Below are 15,439 nucleotides of genomic sequence, written 5' to 3' on the forward strand. Positions count from 1 at the left end.
GACATGTCGCTGGTACTGACACTTGCGTCCCGCAACCTGTTCCACGATCGGCTTCGCTTCGTCGCGACCATGGTCGGAATCGTCTTCTCGGTCGTCCTCGTCATGATCCAGATGGGCCTGTTCCTCGGGTTCGGCCGAATGGTCACGACCATGATCGACCATGCCTCCGCCGATTTGTGGATCCTGCCCAAGGGAGCCAAATGCTTCGAGGACCCTTCGCTGCTCGACGTCAAGCTGCGCGACCGCGTCGCCACCATGGAAGGCGTGAGTTGGGCAGTCCCGCTCGTGATCGGCTTCTCGGACTGGCGCCTGGAGCGCGGCGAAGTGACGCCGGTCTTCATTGTGAGCGCCGACCTGCGCGACGGCAGCCTGCAACCGTTCAACGTCGTGGACGGCAACGTGCAGACGTTGACGCAAGGAGCGAACGTTGCGGTCGACCGTTCCTATTTTGACCGGCTCGGTGTCAGCGGCGTCGGCTCGACGGCAGAAATCCGTGGCCGCAAGGTGCGCGTGGTCGCGGTCACCGACGGCATCCGCTCGTTCGCCACGACGCCGTACGTTTTTGTGGACTTGAAAAACGCGCGCAACTACACCGGAACGCCGCGCGATCGCGCCAGCAGCGTTCTGGTTCGGCTGAAAACCGATGCCGATCGGGAGAAGGCGCTCAGCGCCATTCGCGCGCAGGTCGGCGATGCAGAGGTTCTCACGTCGGAAGATTTTCGAAGCCGCAGCCGGTCGTTCTGGCTGTTTGGCACGGGGGCCGGAGCCGCGCTGTTTGCCGGCGCATTGCTCGGAGTGATCGTCGGCACCGTAATCGTCGCGCAGACGCTTTACTCCAGCACCAAGGATCATCTGAACGAATTCGCCACCCTGCGCGCGATGGGTTCCTCGAACGCCTATATCTATACCGTGATCATCTATCAGGCACTCATCAACGCCGTGATCGGATTTGCGATCGCCGCCGGGATCGGCTCGATCGTCGTCCAGATGACTGCCAAAAGCGCGTTGCCGATCGTCATCACGCCATGGCTGATGGCGGCATTGTTCGCGCTGACGGTGGTGATGTGCGTAGCATCCGGCATTGGGGCAATCATCCGCGTCGTTCGTATCGATCCAGCCACGGTGTTCATGCGATGAATGACCATGTCGTCGAAGCCAGGTCGGTCGAGAAGAAGCTGGGTCGCGGCGCCGGCGAGGTGCACGCGTTGCGAGGCATCGATCTCGCGCTACGGCGGGGCGAGTTGACGTTGCTGATGGGCCCTTCGGGCAGCGGCAAGACCACGCTGCTATTGGTCCTCGGATGCATGCTGACGCCGAGTTCGGGCAGCGTCACCGTATGCGGTACGCCGACAGCCGACGCCGACAAGGAAGCGCTCGCCAGGATTCGGCGCGAGCATGTTGGTTTCGTATTCCAGTCCTATCATTTGTTCCCGACGCTGACAGCGACCCAGAACGTGCAGTTGGCGCTGGATATTCGTGGCGAGCACGGCAGGCGCGCGGCGCAGAAGGCGCGGGACGCCCTTGTGATGGTCGGGCTCGAGCAAAAGGTGGATAGTTTGCCGGGCGGGCTCAGCGGCGGCGAGCAGCAAAGGGTCGCCATCGCGCGGGCTCTCGTCGCAAACCCTTCCGTCGTTCTTGCCGACGAGCCGACCGGTGCACTGGATGGAAAAAACGGCCAGAGCATCATGCGGATTCTCGCCGATACCGCCCATGAGCGTGAGCGGGCGGTGCTGGTCGTCACCCACGATCCGCGCGTCGTCCCCTACGCCGATCGCATCGTCGAGATCGAGGACGGTCTTATCGTGCAGGAGCGTACCGACCGCCCGCGGATGCCCACCGCCGTTCCGTTCAGGGCCTGAGCGCAAGGTCCGCCATGAGCCTGCGAGCCGAACTTTTGCGCATCGGTATTCGCATGTTGCTCAAGCGGCGCGGCGGAAGTCTCGACGTCGAGCAATGGCGGCGGAGCATGCGCGCGATGGAGCGGTTTGTGCCGCATCCGCCCGCCCGGAGCGCAACGGTCGAGATCGAGGCTGGCCAGGTGCGATTTCACCGGGTTACCACGCCGGCATCCCGGCCCGAACGTAACGTGCTCTATCTCCATGGCGGCGCCTATGTTTCCGGTGCGCCGGTCTATTACCGGCACTTCCTCTGGCGGATTGCCGACGCCCTGCAAGCCCGCGTCTGGGCGCTCGGATACCGCCTCGCTCCGGAACACGCTTTTCCGGCAGCACTAGGAGATGCCGTGGAAGGCTATCGTTGGCTCGTCGATCACACGCCCAATAGTCGCCAGTTGTTCGTAGCGGGAGATTCGGCCGGCGGCGGCCTGGCGCTGGGCCTGCTATTGAGGCTTCGTGACGATGGCAAGCCGCTTCCTGCCGCAGCCGTCGCTTTGTCGCCCTGGACCGATCTGGCCCTGACCGGCGCCTCGCTGAAGACGAATGCAGCGGCCGATCCGATGCTGAATGCGGAGGATCTTCCCGAACTGGCGAAGCTCTATCTCGGCGGAGCCGATCCGCGTACGCCGTACGCGTCGCCGTTCTACGGCGATCCCGCCGGATTGCCGCCGGTGCTTATTCAGGTCGGTAGCGATGAGATTCTCAGGGACGACGCTGTCCGAATGGCGGAGAAGCTGCAGTCGCACAATCCGCGCAGCAAACTCGAGATATGGCGGCGCATGCCGCATACCTGGCAATTGTTCGTGCCGGTGCTGCCGGAAGCGCATCAGGCGATTGCGCAGATCGGCGAGTTTATCTCCGACGTGCGCGGCTGAGGCGCGGTCCGGCAGCGCAGGCGATCAGACCCGGAAGTGCTTGGAGAGCTTCAAGCCCTGGGCCTGGTAGTTCGAGCCGATGCGCTGGCCGTACATCGCATCGGGCCGCGACAGCATTTTCTCGTAGACCAGACGGCCGACGATCTGGCCGTGCTCAAGGATGAACGGCACCTCGCGCGAGCGCACTTCGAGCACGGCGCGCGCGCCCTGCCCGCCGGCACCGGCATAGCCGAAGCCGGGATCGAAGAAACCGGCATAATGCACGCGGAATTCGCCGACCAGGGGATCGAACGGCACCATTTCCGCGGCGTAATCCGGCGGCACCTGCACGGCCTCCTTCGAGGCCAGGATGTAGAACTCGCCGGGATCGAGGATGAGGCTGCCGTCTGATCGAGCCGGGATCGGTTCCCAGAATTCATCGACCGCATAGCCGCCGCGGCGGTCGATATCGACCACACCAGTGTGGCGCTTGGCTCGGTAGCCAACGAATCCGCCTGTGTTCTCGCCGGAGAGATCGACCGATAGCGCCACGCCATTGGCGAGATCGGCGTCATCGATATCGACCAGGCGCTCGGCGCCATGCAGCGCGTCGAGTTCGTCGGCATTGAGGATGGCGTCGCCGGTGCGGAAACGCACCTGCGATAGCCGCGAGCCCTCGCGCAGCAGCACCGGAAAGGTCTTCGGGCTGATCTCGGCATAGAGCGGGCCGTGATAGCCCGCGCCGATCATATCGAAGCGGCGGGTGCCGTCGGCAATCACGCGGGTGAAGACGTCGAGCCGTCCGGTCGAACTCTTCGGATTGGCGGCGGCCACGATCTCCGGCGGCAGCGCCAGGCTTTCCAGGAGCGGCACGATGTAGACGCAATTGGTCTCCAGCACCGCGCCGTCGGAGAGATTTATTTCATGCAGCTTCAATTCGTCGATGCGTTCGGCGACGGTCGCGCCCGGACCAGGCAGGAAGCTCGCGCGCACCCGGTAGGCAACGTCGCCGAGGCGCAAATCGAGGCTTGCGGGCTGGATCTGGCTCTCGACAAACGGATAGGCCGGCAGGATCAGGCCCGCATCCGCCATCGCCGCGATCATGCGGTCGGGTAGAATTCCGTTACCGTCGGGCGGAAGCGTGAACGACACGGCGCGGTCCTCTGAGGTTGCCCTGGATGCCCAAATGTCATCCAAACCTCGTAAATATGGGCTTTTAGGGGTTATCCGATGGCCGCCTTGACTGAAAGGGCGCAAGCGAATATCAGCATGACTTATCCCGTGGTGATTTGAGCCGGCCGGCTTGCAGCCACGTTAAATAAGTAGCTAAACAGGCCGGGGACACGTGTGATCCCGGCCTGTGGAAATTCTTCCAGGCCGGTTTTTTGTGACCATTTTCTTGCTGGTCACGACGGAGGTCACATGTCTGAAGTTGGTTCTGCCAAGCGTTTTCGTCCCGAAACCCGCCTCGTCCATGGCGGCACGCTGCGCTCGCAATTCGGCGAGACGTCGGAAGCGCTGTTCCTCACCCAAGGCTATGTCTACGACAGCGCGGAGCAGTGCGAGGCGCGCTTCAAGGGCGAGGATCCCGGTTTTATCTATTCGCGCTATTCCAATCCTACGATTTCAATGTTCGAGCGCCGCATGATCGAGCTCGAAGGCGCGGAAGCCGCTCGCTCCACCGCCACCGGCATGGCCGCGGTGACGACCGCGATCCTCGCACCGCTCAGAGCCGGCGACCACGTGGTAGCCTCGAAAGCCCTGTTCGGCTCGTGCCTCTACGTCGTGCAGGACCTCCTGCCGCGCTACGGGATCGAAACGACGCTGGTCGACGGCCTCGATCTCGACCAATGGCAGCGCGCATTGCGGCCCAACACCAAGACCTTCTTCCTGGAGAGCCCAACCAACCCGACGCTCGATGTGCTCGATATTCCGGCGATTGCCGAGATCGCGCACAAGGGCGGCGCACGGCTGGTCGTCGATAACGTCTTTGCCACGCCGATCTGGCAGAGCCCGCTTTCGCTCGGCGCCGATGTCGTGGTCTACTCCGCGACCAAACATATCGACGGCCAAGGGCGCTGCCTCGGCGGCATTATTCTCTCGTCCGAAGCCTTCATCGCAGAGCACATTCACAATTTCATGCGCCAGACCGGGCCATCGCTCTCGCCCTTCAACGCGTGGGTCCTGCTCAAGGGACTGGAGACGCTGGGCGTGCGGGTACGCGCGCAGACCGACAACGCGGCGAAAATCGCCGAGGCGTTGGCAAGCCATCCGAAGATTGCGCGATTGATCTATCCTGGTCGCACCGATCATCCGCAGGCGGAACTGGTGAAGAAGCAGATGCGCGGCGGCTCGACGCTGATCGGCTTCGAGGTCAAGGGCGGCAAGGCCGCCGCCTTCCGCGTCCTCAATGCGTTGCAGATCTCGCGCATCTCCAACAATCTCGGCGATAGCAAGAGCCTCGTCACCCATCCTGCGACCACGACGCATCAACGGCTGACGCCGGAGGCGCGCGCCGAGCTCGGCATCAGCGAGGGCTTTATCCGCTTCTCGGCCGGGCTCGAGCATGCGGATGATCTGATCGAGGATTTTGCGCAGGCGCTGGAGAAGGCGTGAGGTGCGACTGTGTAGGGTGGGCAAAGCGAAGCGTGCCCACCATCTCACAGCACATAACCTGATAGGATGGTGGGCACGGCCGCTAACGCGCCTTTGCCCACCCTACGAATTACGGCTACATCGGCCGATAGGCTCGCACGTCCGAGGGCACGGCGACGCCGAGCTTGATCTGGCCGACCGACTTGATGATGTCGTCGCCGAGCAGTTGGGCGAAGCAGGCGTAGCCCCAGTCGCTCATGTGCAGGCCGTCGGCGATCACGAAATTCTCGATCGGAATCGCCTGCCGCTCGTGCCAGTCCTTCATCACCGCGAAGCGCGGGAAGACGCCGACCTTGCGAAGCTCGGCCGCCTTGTTCAGCAGCTTCATCATCTTGCCGGCGCTTTCGGCGTGCTCGTTGACTCGGGGCGAATATTGCGGATCGATCAGCACGACGTCGGAGCCCGCAGCCTGAATGCGTGCGATGCCTTCGTCGACGAGCTTGGCGGTCTCGGCGGGATCGAGGTTGCGCAGCACCGCATTGGTGCCGACCTGCCAGATCACCAGATCCGGATGCAAGTCGATCACGGAGGTCTGCAGCCGCCTCATCATTTCCGGCGCGTCCTCGCCGCCCTTGCCGGCATTGACGACGGAGATGTCGGCCGTCGGATATTTGCGGCGTAGCTGCGCCGCGAGCCTGTTCGGATAAGTGAATTCCGGTGAACTGGAGCCGTACCCCTGGGTCGATGACGATCCGAAAGCGACGATCACCACTGGCTGACCCGCGACGAGCTTGTTCGCGACACGCGGCAGCGATCCCATCGATTTGGAGGCGCCCTTCGGCGGCAGGCAGGGAACGCGGCTGAAGATGTCGCCGGCCGATTTCGCGACTTCCTTCACCTTGTCGATCGCCTTGCCGGTGACGCCCTTTTGCGCGGCCGGATTGCCGGTGGCCGCCGTCGCGGGCTGCGGTGGGGCACCTTCAGCCGAGGGTTTCTTTTCCAGGTTGTTTTCACCTTTGGCGCTATCGGACAGCGTCGCCTGCTGGCCGGTTTGTTGCGAAGCCGTCTGGCCATGCAGCGTCGGCACCGAGGCAGGCATCAACAGCGCGAGGCCCGCGGCGAAGGCAGTCAGCAATGTCGACAAACGAAAAGGGCAGCGAGAACTCATTAACGCTAGTTCCTAGTTCTGCTGCGCCTGATCGAGGCGGGCCGCATCGAGCACGAATTTCGACAGCGCGCGGCCGAGGCAGGCATGAACCCTCTTGGCCATGTCGGTGCCATGAAAGGTACTGAACAGATCGAAATCTCCGGCGTCGTTCCAGTGGCGCATGATGGCGAACCGATCGAACAGTGGAACACTATGCTGCTGCGCCACCACGCGCATATTATCTAGGTATGGCGGCGCCGAAATCATCGTTTCCGTGCGCGGGCTATATTGCAGATTGACCAAAACCACGTCGGCTCCCGCATTTTGCAGCGCAGCAACGCCCTCGTCGACGGCGCCGCGAAAATCGTCGGGATCGATGGACCGCATAGCATCGACGGTTCCCGTCTGCCAAATGACCAAAGTAGGCCGTTTTGCTTCCACCAGCTTAACGAGGCCGGCATCCACCTCCTCGGCGGTCTTGCCGGTCTGTAATTCGACGGAGAGGTTGATTGGGGTGGAGGGCAGCTTCTCCCTCAGCGCCGCCTGCAGCCTGGCCGGATAGGCGCTGTTTTCGGAGGACAGGATGGTCGATGAGCGGCTCCCCACCACCAGGACGGTTAGCGGCCGGGCGTTCTTGACGGCCTCGGCCACCTTCGGAAGCGTGCTTTCGGTGGAGAGGAGGTAGGGGGGAACTTCGCAAGCCTGGGGGGCGGCATCCTGGGCACGAGCCAATCCGGCCGCTGCGAGGCCCGCAAGCAGCGTCAGGACCAGCACAGTTCCCGAGCCGGGCCTCATGCGCTTCCTCCGGCCATATCGGCGTTGATTGCCCTACTTTTCGTTTTCGAGGCTCCCTTGTCGGCCGAATGCTTGTACCACGAAATCACCCACGCCATGCCCCACATGATGAGGATACCGGCAAGGCTGATGAGGGCGTGCGTGAGGGCACCCCCACCGACTTCGGCCAGCACGAAGTGTCCTGCGAAGGCCAGGAAGACGCCGAGACAGAATATCTCGAGCGAATGCTGGCCACACAGGATCAATGGTCGCAGCCAGCGCGATTTGAGGCCCGACCAATCCTTGGGCAGGAAGCGCACGGTGAGCGCGGCCAGCGCCAGGAAATGGGCGAACCGCAGCACGTCCAGATCCGTCTTGGTGATCGGGTACATCCACTGTTCGATCCGCTTGGGCATCAGGAAGCTGAGTTGCGGAATGTGCCAGGTCAGCGTGACGAAGAATGCGGCCACCAGGTAGATGATGCAGATCCACAGCGTCACCGGCGACGACAGGATGCGGGACATGCGCTGCGCGCCGCCCAGCGCACACCAGGCACCGAACACGAACAGCAACTGCCAGCAGAACGGATTGAATATCCAGAAGCCGCTCGGATAGGCCGTGAGATACCAGTCGAAGTGCCAGGTCAGCGCGTACAGCAGCACCGATAGCCCCAGCGACACGTCCGGCCGCCATTTCATCAGCCACAGGATGATAGGCAGAAACAGCATCAGCACGATATAGAGCGGCAGCACGTCCATGTTGACGGGCCGAAATCGCAGCAGCAGCGCCTGGACGATCGTGACATCCGGCTGCTTGAGGAAATCCATGATGCCCATTTCTTCGCTGTAGAGCGGGTTCTCGAAACGGGTGGCGACGTAGGATATTTCCGCCAGGAAGATCGTGAACAGGAACACATGGGCGACGTAGATCTGCCACACGCGCCGCATGATGCGCGCAGTCGCCACCACGAAACCGGCCTCGAGCATCGCACGGCCGTAGACGAAGGCGGCGGTGTATCCGGAGATGAAGATGAAGATTTCGGTGGCGTCGGAAAATCCGTAGTTGCGGATCGTGAACCAGGTCAGGATGTTGGTCGGCAGATGGTCGATGAAGATCAGCCACAGCGCCATGCCGCGAAACAGGTCGAGCCGCAATTCGCGCTCGCCGGCCACCGGGAACGCAATCGCCGGCGCGGAAGATGCTGCGGCGGCCTTGGCATTGCTGGCCTTGGCATCGCTACGAGACGTTCCGGCGACTGGATCGGCAATGGACGACATCTGGCACCGTTTGGGCAGTTGAGCTTTTACGCGTGCACTGTCCGGAAATGGTAATATCGGCCCGCAACTTGCACACCAGATACGCAAGGAATACGCAAGCGGAAGGTACAGGACCGGGCAGCGCGGCTGCGCTCTAGAACGGAACTATGTTGAAACCGCGATGAAGCAAGCGGCAACCCGGCGCAGCGGAGATTGGTTCCCCCGGCATTCCCGGCTATGATGCGACACAGGATTTCCGGAAGCTTGCCCGCATGTACCGCGCCGTCACCCGCCAGATCGAAGTCACCGTGGAGCCGAACTTCCTCCCCGAGCGCTCGTCGGTCGATAAGGGCCAGTATTTCTGGTCCTACACCATCGTCATCACCAATGCCGGCGCCGAGACCGTGCAGCTCCGTACCCGGCACTGGATCATCACCGACGCCACCGGCCGCAAGCAGGAAGTCCGTGGCGAAGGCGTGGTCGGCGAGCAGCCTGTTTTGGCGCCAGGCGAGCGCTTCGAATATACCAGCGGCGTGCCGCTGCCGACCGCATCGGGCTTCATGACCGGGCGCTATCAAATGGTCAGCGAAAGCGGCGAGCGTTTCGAGATCGACGTGCCGACGTTCTCGCTGGACAGCCCGGACAGCCGCCGGGTGTTGAACTAGGGGCAGCGATCCCTCCCCGTGATTGCGAGCGAAGCGAAGTCGTAGGGTGGGCAAAGCGAAAGCGTGCCCACCATCAAGAAGCGTGCTCGATGATAGATGGTGGGCACGGCGCTGGCGCGCCTTTGCCCACCCTACGGCCCTACTCTTCCACGCCCGCTTCGTGCGGGGTGAACTGGTAGACCGAGGAGCAGAACTCGCAGGTCACCACCACCTTGTCGTCCTTGACCATCTCGGCGCGGTCCTTCGGCGCGAAACTTTTCAGCATCGCGGAGACCGCCTCGCGCGAGCAGGAGCATTGTGCGCGCAAGGAGAGCGGCGAGAACACGCGCACGCCGCGCTCGTGAAACAGGCGATACAGCAGGCGCTCGCCCGACAGATCGGGATCGATCAGTTCGACATCCTCGACGGTGCCGATCAGCGACTGACCTTCCACCCATGCGTCGTCTTCCGCCACCTGATGCGTGACCGCGCCTTCCGGCGCGTCGCCCGGATGCAAGTCGGCCTGCCGCGCCCGCTCGGGCGCCTGCGGCAGGAATTGCAACAGCATGCCGCCGGCGCGCCAGCGATGCTTGCCGCCGTCGCCGCCGCGCCATTCCTCGCCGACCGCAAGCCGCACGCGGGTCGGGATCTGTTCGGAGCGCAGGAAATATTCATGCGCGGCATCCTCGAGGCTGCCGCCGTCGAGCGCCACCAGTCCCTGGTAGCGGCTCATGTCCGCGCCCTGATCGATGGTCATCGCGAGATGGCCTTTGCCGAGCAGGGCGCCTGAATCCTGCCCGTCCCTGAGCCGCCTGGCGTCATAGCGCGCATACGCGCGGAGCCGATCCGGCGACTGGAAATCCACGATCAGAAACGACACCGGACCGTCGGTCTGCGTCTGCAAAATGAAACGGCCGTCGAATTTTAGCGCCGAGCCAAGCAGCGTCGCCAGCACGATCGCTTCGCCAAGCAGTTTTCCGACGGGCGCCGGATAATCGTGCTTGGTCAGGATGTCGTCGAGCGCTGGGCCGAGCCGGGTCAGCCGTCCGCGCAGATCGAGCGAGGCGACCTCGAACGGCAGCACCGCATCATCGACGGGAACGGACGAGGGCGCGCGGATTGGCGCCTCGGTTGTGATTTTGATGTCGGGGAAATCTGAAACCATGGCGCTGTATCTGGGGATTCGGAATGGAAAACGGAAGGGGTTTGAGAGCAGCGAAACTATCTCCACCCGTCGTCCCTGCGAACGCAGGGACCCATAACCACAGGGCGTCGTGAGTCAGGCAGAGCGTCAGCCACTGCCTTTAATCATCAGGGCCGCGGCGTATGGGTCCCTGCGTTCGCAGGGACGACGGAGCCGCAGGGACGACGGAGAGAGTTACCCCACCGTGTCAAAGCACCAGGCCAGAATGCCTTTCTGCGCATGCAGGCGATTTTCGGCTTCATCGAACACGACCGACTGCGCGCCGTCAATCACTTCATCGGTGACCTCCTCGCCGCGATGGGCGGGCAGGCAGTGCATGAAGATCGCGTCCTTTTTCGCCAGCGACATCAGCTTCGCATTGACCTGATAAGGCTTCAGCACATTGTGGCGATGTTCGCCGTCCTTGTCGCCCATCGAGACCCAGGTGTCGGTAACGACGCAATCGGCGCCGCGCACCGCGGCTTCGGGATCGGTGCCGAGCACGATCGGCGCCTGCGTCGCCTTGATCCAGTCCTTCATCGCCTTGTTCGGCGCAAGCTGCGGCGGGGTCGCGACATTGAGCTTGAACTTGAAACGCTCGGCTGCATGCGCCCACGAGGCCAGCACGTTGTTGTCGTCGCCGGTCCAGGCCACGGTCCTGCCCTCGATCGGCCCGCGATGCTCCTCGAAGGTCATCAGGTCGGCCATCACCTGGCAGGGATGCGAGCGCCGCGTCAGGCCGTTGATCACGGGCACGGTGGCGTGCGCGGCCAATTCCAAGAGCGCGTCGTGGTTGAGGATGCGGATCATGATCGCATCGACATAGCGCGACAGCACGCGCGCAGTGTCGGCGATGGTCTCGCCGCGGCCGAGCTGCATCTCGGCACCGGTCAGCATGATGGATTCGCCGCCGAGCTGGCGCATGCCGACGTCGAACGATACCCGGGTGCGGGTCGAGGGGCGTTCGAAGATCATCGCCAGCGTCTTGCCTTCGAGCGGCTTCTTGCCCTTCTCATGTGCTTTCAGCTTCGCCTTCATGGTGGCGCTCAAGGCCAGCATGCTGCGCAATTCATCTAACGGCAGTTCGTTGATGTCGAGGAAGTGACGGACGGACTTGCTCATCATCCCGCCGCCTTCTTCAACTGGCCAGCGGACAGCGCGACACAGGCGCGCTCCAACCTTTGCACGGATTCCTCGATCTCGGCCTCGGTGACGATCAGCGGCGCGAGGAACCGCACCACATTGTCGCCGGCGCCGACGGTGAGCAATTTCTCGTCGCGCAACGCGTTGACGAGATCGCCCGACGGCACCACGGCCTTGACGCCGACCAGAAGTCCCTCGCCGCGCACTTCCGAGAGCACGGCGGGATAGCGGTCGACGACGGAGGCCAGTTTCTGTTTCAACAGCAGCGACATCTTCTGCACGTGATCGAAGAAGCCCGGCTTCAGCATCACGTCGAGCACGGCATTGGCGGCTGCGATCGCCAGCGGATTGCCGCCGAAGGTCGAGCCGTGCGAGCCCGGCGTCATGCCGCTTGCGGCTTCCGCCGTCGCCAGCACCGCGCCGATCGGGAAACCGCCGCCCAACGCCTTGGCCAGCGACATCACATCCGGTGTCACGCCGACGCGCTTATAGGCGAAGAGATCGCCGGTGCGGCCCATGCCGGTCTGCACCTCGTCGAACGCGAGCAACAGGCCCTTCTCGTCGCAGAGCTGCCGCAGCGCCTTGAAGAAAGACTGCGGCGCGGAGCGCACGCCGCCCTCGCCCTGCACCGGCTCGATCAGGATGCCCGCGGTCTGCGGGCCGATCGCTTTCTTGACCGCTTCGAGATCGCCATGCGGCACCTGGTCGAAACCGTCCATCGGCGGCCCAAAGCCTTCGAGATATTTGGCGGAGCCGGTTGCTGCGAGCGTGCCCAAAGTGCGGCCGTGGAACGCCCCCTCGAAGGTGACGAGACGATAGCGTTCGGGATGGCCCTTGGAGAATTGATAGCGGCGCACGACCTTGATCACGCCTTCCATCGCCTCCGCACCGGAATTGCAGAAGAACACGAGGTCGGCAAAGCTCTGCTCGCAGAGCCGTGCGGCGAGCTTCTCGCCATCCGGCGACTTGAACAGGTTCGACATGTGCCAGAGTTTCGTCGACTGTTCCTGCAGCGCCGCGATCAGCTGCGGATGGCAGTGACCGAGCGCATTCACCGCGACGCCCGAGGTGAAGTCCAAATAACGCTCGCCATTGGTGGCGGTCAGCCAGCAGCCCTCGCCGCGTTCGAAGCCGAGATCGACCCTGGCGAAGACGGGGAGCAGATGCGACGTGGCGCTATTGGTCATGGCAATCACTGAGGTTGAGACCGGCCTTTGAGACCTGCCGCGGGCGTGCATTGGCGCGAACGCGGCAACAGCCGGTCTTGCGAAAACGAAACGTGCCGCCTCTTAAGGGCGGCACGTGAGAGGCATTCTATGTGGGCGTGGGGCGCTGTCAACACGCCACGGAGCCGCCTTTCCTGCAGTGCAAGATGCTGAAATCCGTAAGATTGCGGTGTGGTGGAAAACACGCAGTGAAATGCCTAGATGTCAGAACATGTGGACGTTCAGGCCCGGACTCTTGCGCCCGAGTCACGCCATATTGTAGCGTTTGGGCTGTCGGGTACGACATCTCGTGCGGCGGTTTTGATCCCTTAGAGTCCTTTTTGTTCAGGCGTAAACGTTCGGCGCGGGTAGCGCGTCCGGCGAGGGCTAAGGGATTCTGACCGCAGGGATTTTTGAGACGAATGACTCGCCAGCGCTGCCCCCGATTGGCCGGCGCGATGCGAAGGGAAGATTACGATGACGGTTTTGACCTGGTCCGACGATCGCGTCGAACAGCTTAAGAAGCTCTGGGAAGCCGGATTGTCGGCGAGCCAGATCGCCGCGGAACTTGGAAATGTGACGCGAAACGCCGTGATCGGCAAAGTGCACCGGCTGGGCCTGTCCGGCCGTGCCAAGAGCCCCTCCTCGGCCGCCCCGCGGCAGCGCAAGGCACGCCCCGCCCAGCCGATGATGCGGGTGTCACGCCCGGTCTCGCGCGGCAACACCGCGCTGGCACACGCCTTCGAAGTCGAGATGGAGCCGGATCCGATCGCCTTCGACAACGTCGTGCCGATGAGCCAACGGCTGTCGCTGCTCGAACTGAACGAGGCCACCTGCCACTGGCCGGTCGGCGATCCCTCGAGCCCGGAATTCTTCTTCTGCGGCGGCAAGGCGCTCACCGGCCTGCCCTATTGCGCCCACCACTCGCGCATCGCCTACCAGCCCGCAGCCGATCGGCGGAGGCAGCAGCCGAAGCAGACGAGGTAAGGGCGCGCGCCGTTATCTCAACGATGTCGTCCCTGCGAACGCAGGGACCCATAACCACAGGAGTCTGTGGTTATGCCTCGCTGGAGCTCCAGCGCATTTCAACAATCAAGATTTGTGGTTATGGGTCCCCGCGTTCGCGGGGACGACGGTCGAGCTTGCGGCGATGATAGTGGAGCGTTACGGCTCCACCTTCGCAAACCGGTCATCCAGCGCATACCCTGCGCCGCGGACGGTGCGGATCGGATCCTGCTCGCGGCCGGGGTTGAGCAGTTTGCGCAGGCGGCCGATGTGGACGTCGACGGTGCGCTCGTCGATATAGATGTCGCGGCCCCAGACGCTGTCGAGCAACTGCTCGCGGCTGAAGACGCGGCCGGGATGCTCGAGGAAAAATTCCAGCAGGCGATACTCGGTCGGGCCGAGATCGATCTGGCGGCCCGAGCGCGCGACGCGGCGCTTTTCGCGATCGAGTTCGATGTCGCCATAGGTCAGCACGGTGGCGAGCCGCTCGGGGCTTGCCCGCCGCAACAGGCCCTTTACCCGCGCCAGCAGTTCCGGAACCGAGAACGGCTTGACGATGTAATCGTCGGCGCCGGTCGCAAGCCCCCGCACGCGCTCGCTCTCCTCGCCGCGCGCGGTCAGCATGATGATCGGCAACTGCTTGGTCTCGGGGCGTGCCCTTAAGCGGCGGCACAACTCGATGCCGGAGAGCCCCGGCAGCATCCAGTCGAGCACGACGAGATCGGGCACGCGCTCCTTCAGCCGCGTATCCGCATCGTCGCCGCGGCCGACGGTTTCGACCTCATAACCTTCAGCGTCGAGGTTGTAGCGCAACAGCGTGGTCAGCGCTTCCTCATCCTCGACCACCATTATGCGCGCGCTCATCCTGCTCTTGCCTCTTCTGTTTGACGCATCTTCTTCACGCGAACCGGTCTCCACTTCGCTTGAAAACGCTTTGTCAGGTATTGGGTACGGTCGTGGCAAAATTCGTCATGTCGCCCTTCGGGCGCTTGTCGAGCATCTGCTGCCCCTCGATCATGTAGAACACGGTCTCGGCGATGTTGGTGGCGTGGTCGCCGATCCGCTCGATGTTCTTGGCGCAGAACATCAGGTGGATGCAGAACGAGATGTTGCGCGGATCCTCCATCATGTAGGTGAGGAGTTCGCGGAACAGCGAGGTGCAGATGGCGTCGACTTCCTCGTCGCCCTTCCACACCGCCATCGCCGCCGGCAGGTCGTGCGCGGCATAGGCGTCCAGCACCGACTTGACCTGCGACTGCACCAGATCGGTCATGTGTTCCAGGCCGCGCATCAGTTTCAGCGGCTGGAAATCGTTCTCCAGCGCCGCGACGCGCTTGCCCATGTTCTTGGCGAGGTCGCCGATCCGCTCCAGATCGGTGGCAACCCGCATCGAGCCGACGATCTCGCGCAGATCGATCGCCATCGGCTGGCGGCGGGCGATGGTCAGCACCGCGCGCTCCTCGATCAGATGCTGCAGGCGGTCGATCTCGAGGTCGGTGGCGACGACGTGCTTGCCGAGCGCGACGTCACGGCGGACCAGCGCGTCGACGGATTCGGTGATCATGCGCTCAGCCAGGCCGCCCATCTCGGCGACCAGACGCGTCAATTCCTGGAGGTCGCTGTCAAACGCCTTGGCGGTATGTTCGGAAGCCATCTTCTATCTCCTCAAATCATGATCCGATCGGACGGATCATGATTTTTCTTGTTGAGCATGATCTGTTCGAAAAACTGGTCCCCA

The 15,439-nt window shown here is 63.2% G+C and carries 15 protein-coding genes and 1 riboswitch; of the genes, 6 read left to right on the forward strand and 9 right to left on the reverse strand.

Translation table 11 applies throughout. The annotated features are described in order from the left end of the window. Nucleotides 1-3: 3 nt before the first annotated feature. The 3 genes from LMTR3_RS24865 to LMTR3_RS24875 are packed head-to-tail and all read left to right on the forward strand — an operon-like array spanning nucleotide 4 to nucleotide 2,770. Nucleotides 4-1,137, forward strand: coding sequence for an ABC transporter permease (locus LMTR3_RS24865; protein WP_065747615.1), 1,134 nt, complete (start codon nucleotides 4-6; stop codon nucleotides 1,135-1,137). Next, nucleotides 1,134-1,859 carry an ABC transporter ATP-binding protein gene (locus LMTR3_RS24870; RefSeq protein WP_065747616.1) on the forward strand — a complete coding sequence of 242 codons (726 nt, stop codon included), beginning with the start codon at nucleotides 1,134-1,136 and terminating at the stop codon, nucleotides 1,857-1,859. The genes LMTR3_RS24865 and LMTR3_RS24870 overlap by 4 nt, the downstream gene beginning before the upstream one ends. A gap of 14 nt (nucleotides 1,860-1,873) precedes the next feature. Further along, complete coding sequence (locus LMTR3_RS24875) at nucleotides 1,874-2,770, forward strand: alpha/beta hydrolase (RefSeq protein WP_065747617.1); 897 nt, start codon at nucleotides 1,874-1,876, stop codon at nucleotides 2,768-2,770. A 24-nt stretch (nucleotides 2,771-2,794) separates the two neighbouring features. Here the strand turns inward: LMTR3_RS24875 and LMTR3_RS24880 are convergent, their stop codons facing one another. Next, nucleotides 2,795-3,901, reverse strand: a complete 1,107-nt coding sequence (locus LMTR3_RS24880; protein WP_065747618.1) for a 2'-deoxycytidine 5'-triphosphate deaminase — start codon at nucleotides 3,899-3,901, stop codon at nucleotides 2,795-2,797. 119 nt (nucleotides 3,902-4,020) lie between these two features. Next, nucleotides 4,021-4,100: riboswitch (SAM riboswitch) on the forward strand. A 71-nt stretch (nucleotides 4,101-4,171) separates the two neighbouring features. On the opposite strand from LMTR3_RS24880, the gene LMTR3_RS24885 reads away from it, so the two are divergent. Beyond that, nucleotides 4,172-5,365, forward strand: a complete 1,194-nt coding sequence (locus LMTR3_RS24885) for an O-succinylhomoserine sulfhydrylase (RefSeq protein WP_065747619.1) — start codon at nucleotides 4,172-4,174, stop codon at nucleotides 5,363-5,365. Between the two features lie 115 nt (nucleotides 5,366-5,480). Here LMTR3_RS24885 and LMTR3_RS24890 read toward each other — a convergent pair whose 3' ends face one another. Genes LMTR3_RS24890 through LMTR3_RS24900 form a run of 3 tightly spaced genes read right to left on the reverse strand, consistent with a single transcriptional unit; the run spans nucleotide 5,481 to nucleotide 8,542 of the window. Next, complete coding sequence (locus tag LMTR3_RS24890) at nucleotides 5,481-6,512, reverse strand: SGNH/GDSL hydrolase family protein (RefSeq protein ID WP_065747620.1); 1,032 nt, start codon at nucleotides 6,510-6,512, stop codon at nucleotides 5,481-5,483. Between the two features lie 12 nt (nucleotides 6,513-6,524). Continuing rightward, nucleotides 6,525-7,286: an SGNH/GDSL hydrolase family protein gene (locus LMTR3_RS24895; RefSeq protein ID WP_065747621.1), complete on the reverse strand. Its 762-nt coding sequence runs from the start codon at nucleotides 7,284-7,286 to the stop codon at nucleotides 6,525-6,527. Beyond that, on the reverse strand, nucleotides 7,283-8,542 hold the full coding sequence (locus LMTR3_RS24900; protein ID WP_065747622.1) for an OpgC domain-containing protein: 1,260 nt from the start codon (nucleotides 8,540-8,542) through the stop codon (nucleotides 7,283-7,285). Before LMTR3_RS24900 ends, LMTR3_RS24895 begins: the two co-directional genes overlap by 4 nt. Nucleotides 8,543-8,793: 251 nt before the next feature. On the opposite strand from LMTR3_RS24900, the gene apaG reads away from it, so the two are divergent. Next, the gene (gene apaG, locus LMTR3_RS24905) at nucleotides 8,794-9,186 is read left to right on the forward strand and encodes a Co2+/Mg2+ efflux facilitator ApaG/CorD (protein ID WP_065747623.1); all 393 of its coding nucleotides are present in this window, start codon (nucleotides 8,794-8,796) and stop codon (nucleotides 9,184-9,186) included. Between the two features lie 139 nt (nucleotides 9,187-9,325). On the opposite strand, the gene LMTR3_RS24910 is transcribed toward apaG, so the two are convergent. The 3 genes from LMTR3_RS24910 to LMTR3_RS24920 all read right to left on the reverse strand — a co-directional run bounded on the left by LMTR3_RS24910 (nucleotide 9,326) and on the right by LMTR3_RS24920 (nucleotide 12,678). After that, nucleotides 9,326-10,330: an Hsp33 family molecular chaperone gene (locus LMTR3_RS24910; RefSeq protein WP_065747624.1), complete on the reverse strand. Its 1,005-nt coding sequence runs from the start codon at nucleotides 10,328-10,330 to the stop codon at nucleotides 9,326-9,328. A gap of 213 nt (nucleotides 10,331-10,543) precedes the next feature. After that, nucleotides 10,544-11,470 (reverse strand): ornithine carbamoyltransferase, encoded by a 927-nt coding sequence (argF, locus tag LMTR3_RS24915; protein ID WP_065747625.1) that lies wholly within the window; start codon nucleotides 11,468-11,470, stop codon nucleotides 10,544-10,546. Then, the gene (locus LMTR3_RS24920) at nucleotides 11,470-12,678 is read right to left on the reverse strand and encodes an aspartate aminotransferase family protein (RefSeq protein WP_065747626.1); all 1,209 of its coding nucleotides are present in this window, start codon (nucleotides 12,676-12,678) and stop codon (nucleotides 11,470-11,472) included. Before LMTR3_RS24920 ends, argF begins: the two co-directional genes overlap by 1 nt. Nucleotides 12,679-13,173: 495 nt before the next feature. Here LMTR3_RS24920 and LMTR3_RS24925 point away from each other — a divergent pair, with 495 nt between their 5' ends. Beyond that, complete coding sequence (locus LMTR3_RS24925) at nucleotides 13,174-13,683, forward strand: GcrA family cell cycle regulator (protein WP_028351833.1); 510 nt, start codon at nucleotides 13,174-13,176, stop codon at nucleotides 13,681-13,683. 177 nt (nucleotides 13,684-13,860) lie between these two features. Here LMTR3_RS24925 and phoB read toward each other — a convergent pair whose 3' ends face one another. Further along, on the reverse strand, nucleotides 13,861-14,565 hold the full coding sequence (phoB, locus tag LMTR3_RS24930) for a phosphate regulon transcriptional regulator PhoB (RefSeq protein ID WP_028351834.1): 705 nt from the start codon (nucleotides 14,563-14,565) through the stop codon (nucleotides 13,861-13,863). A 73-nt stretch (nucleotides 14,566-14,638) separates the two neighbouring features. Next, nucleotides 14,639-15,355, reverse strand: a complete 717-nt coding sequence (gene phoU, locus LMTR3_RS24935; RefSeq protein ID WP_057841211.1) for a phosphate signaling complex protein PhoU — start codon at nucleotides 15,353-15,355, stop codon at nucleotides 14,639-14,641. Between the last annotated feature and the right edge of the window lie 84 nt (nucleotides 15,356-15,439).

The organism is Bradyrhizobium sp. LMTR 3 (assembly GCF_001693485.1).
In the GTDB taxonomy this organism is placed as follows: domain Bacteria; phylum Pseudomonadota; class Alphaproteobacteria; order Rhizobiales; family Xanthobacteraceae; genus Bradyrhizobium.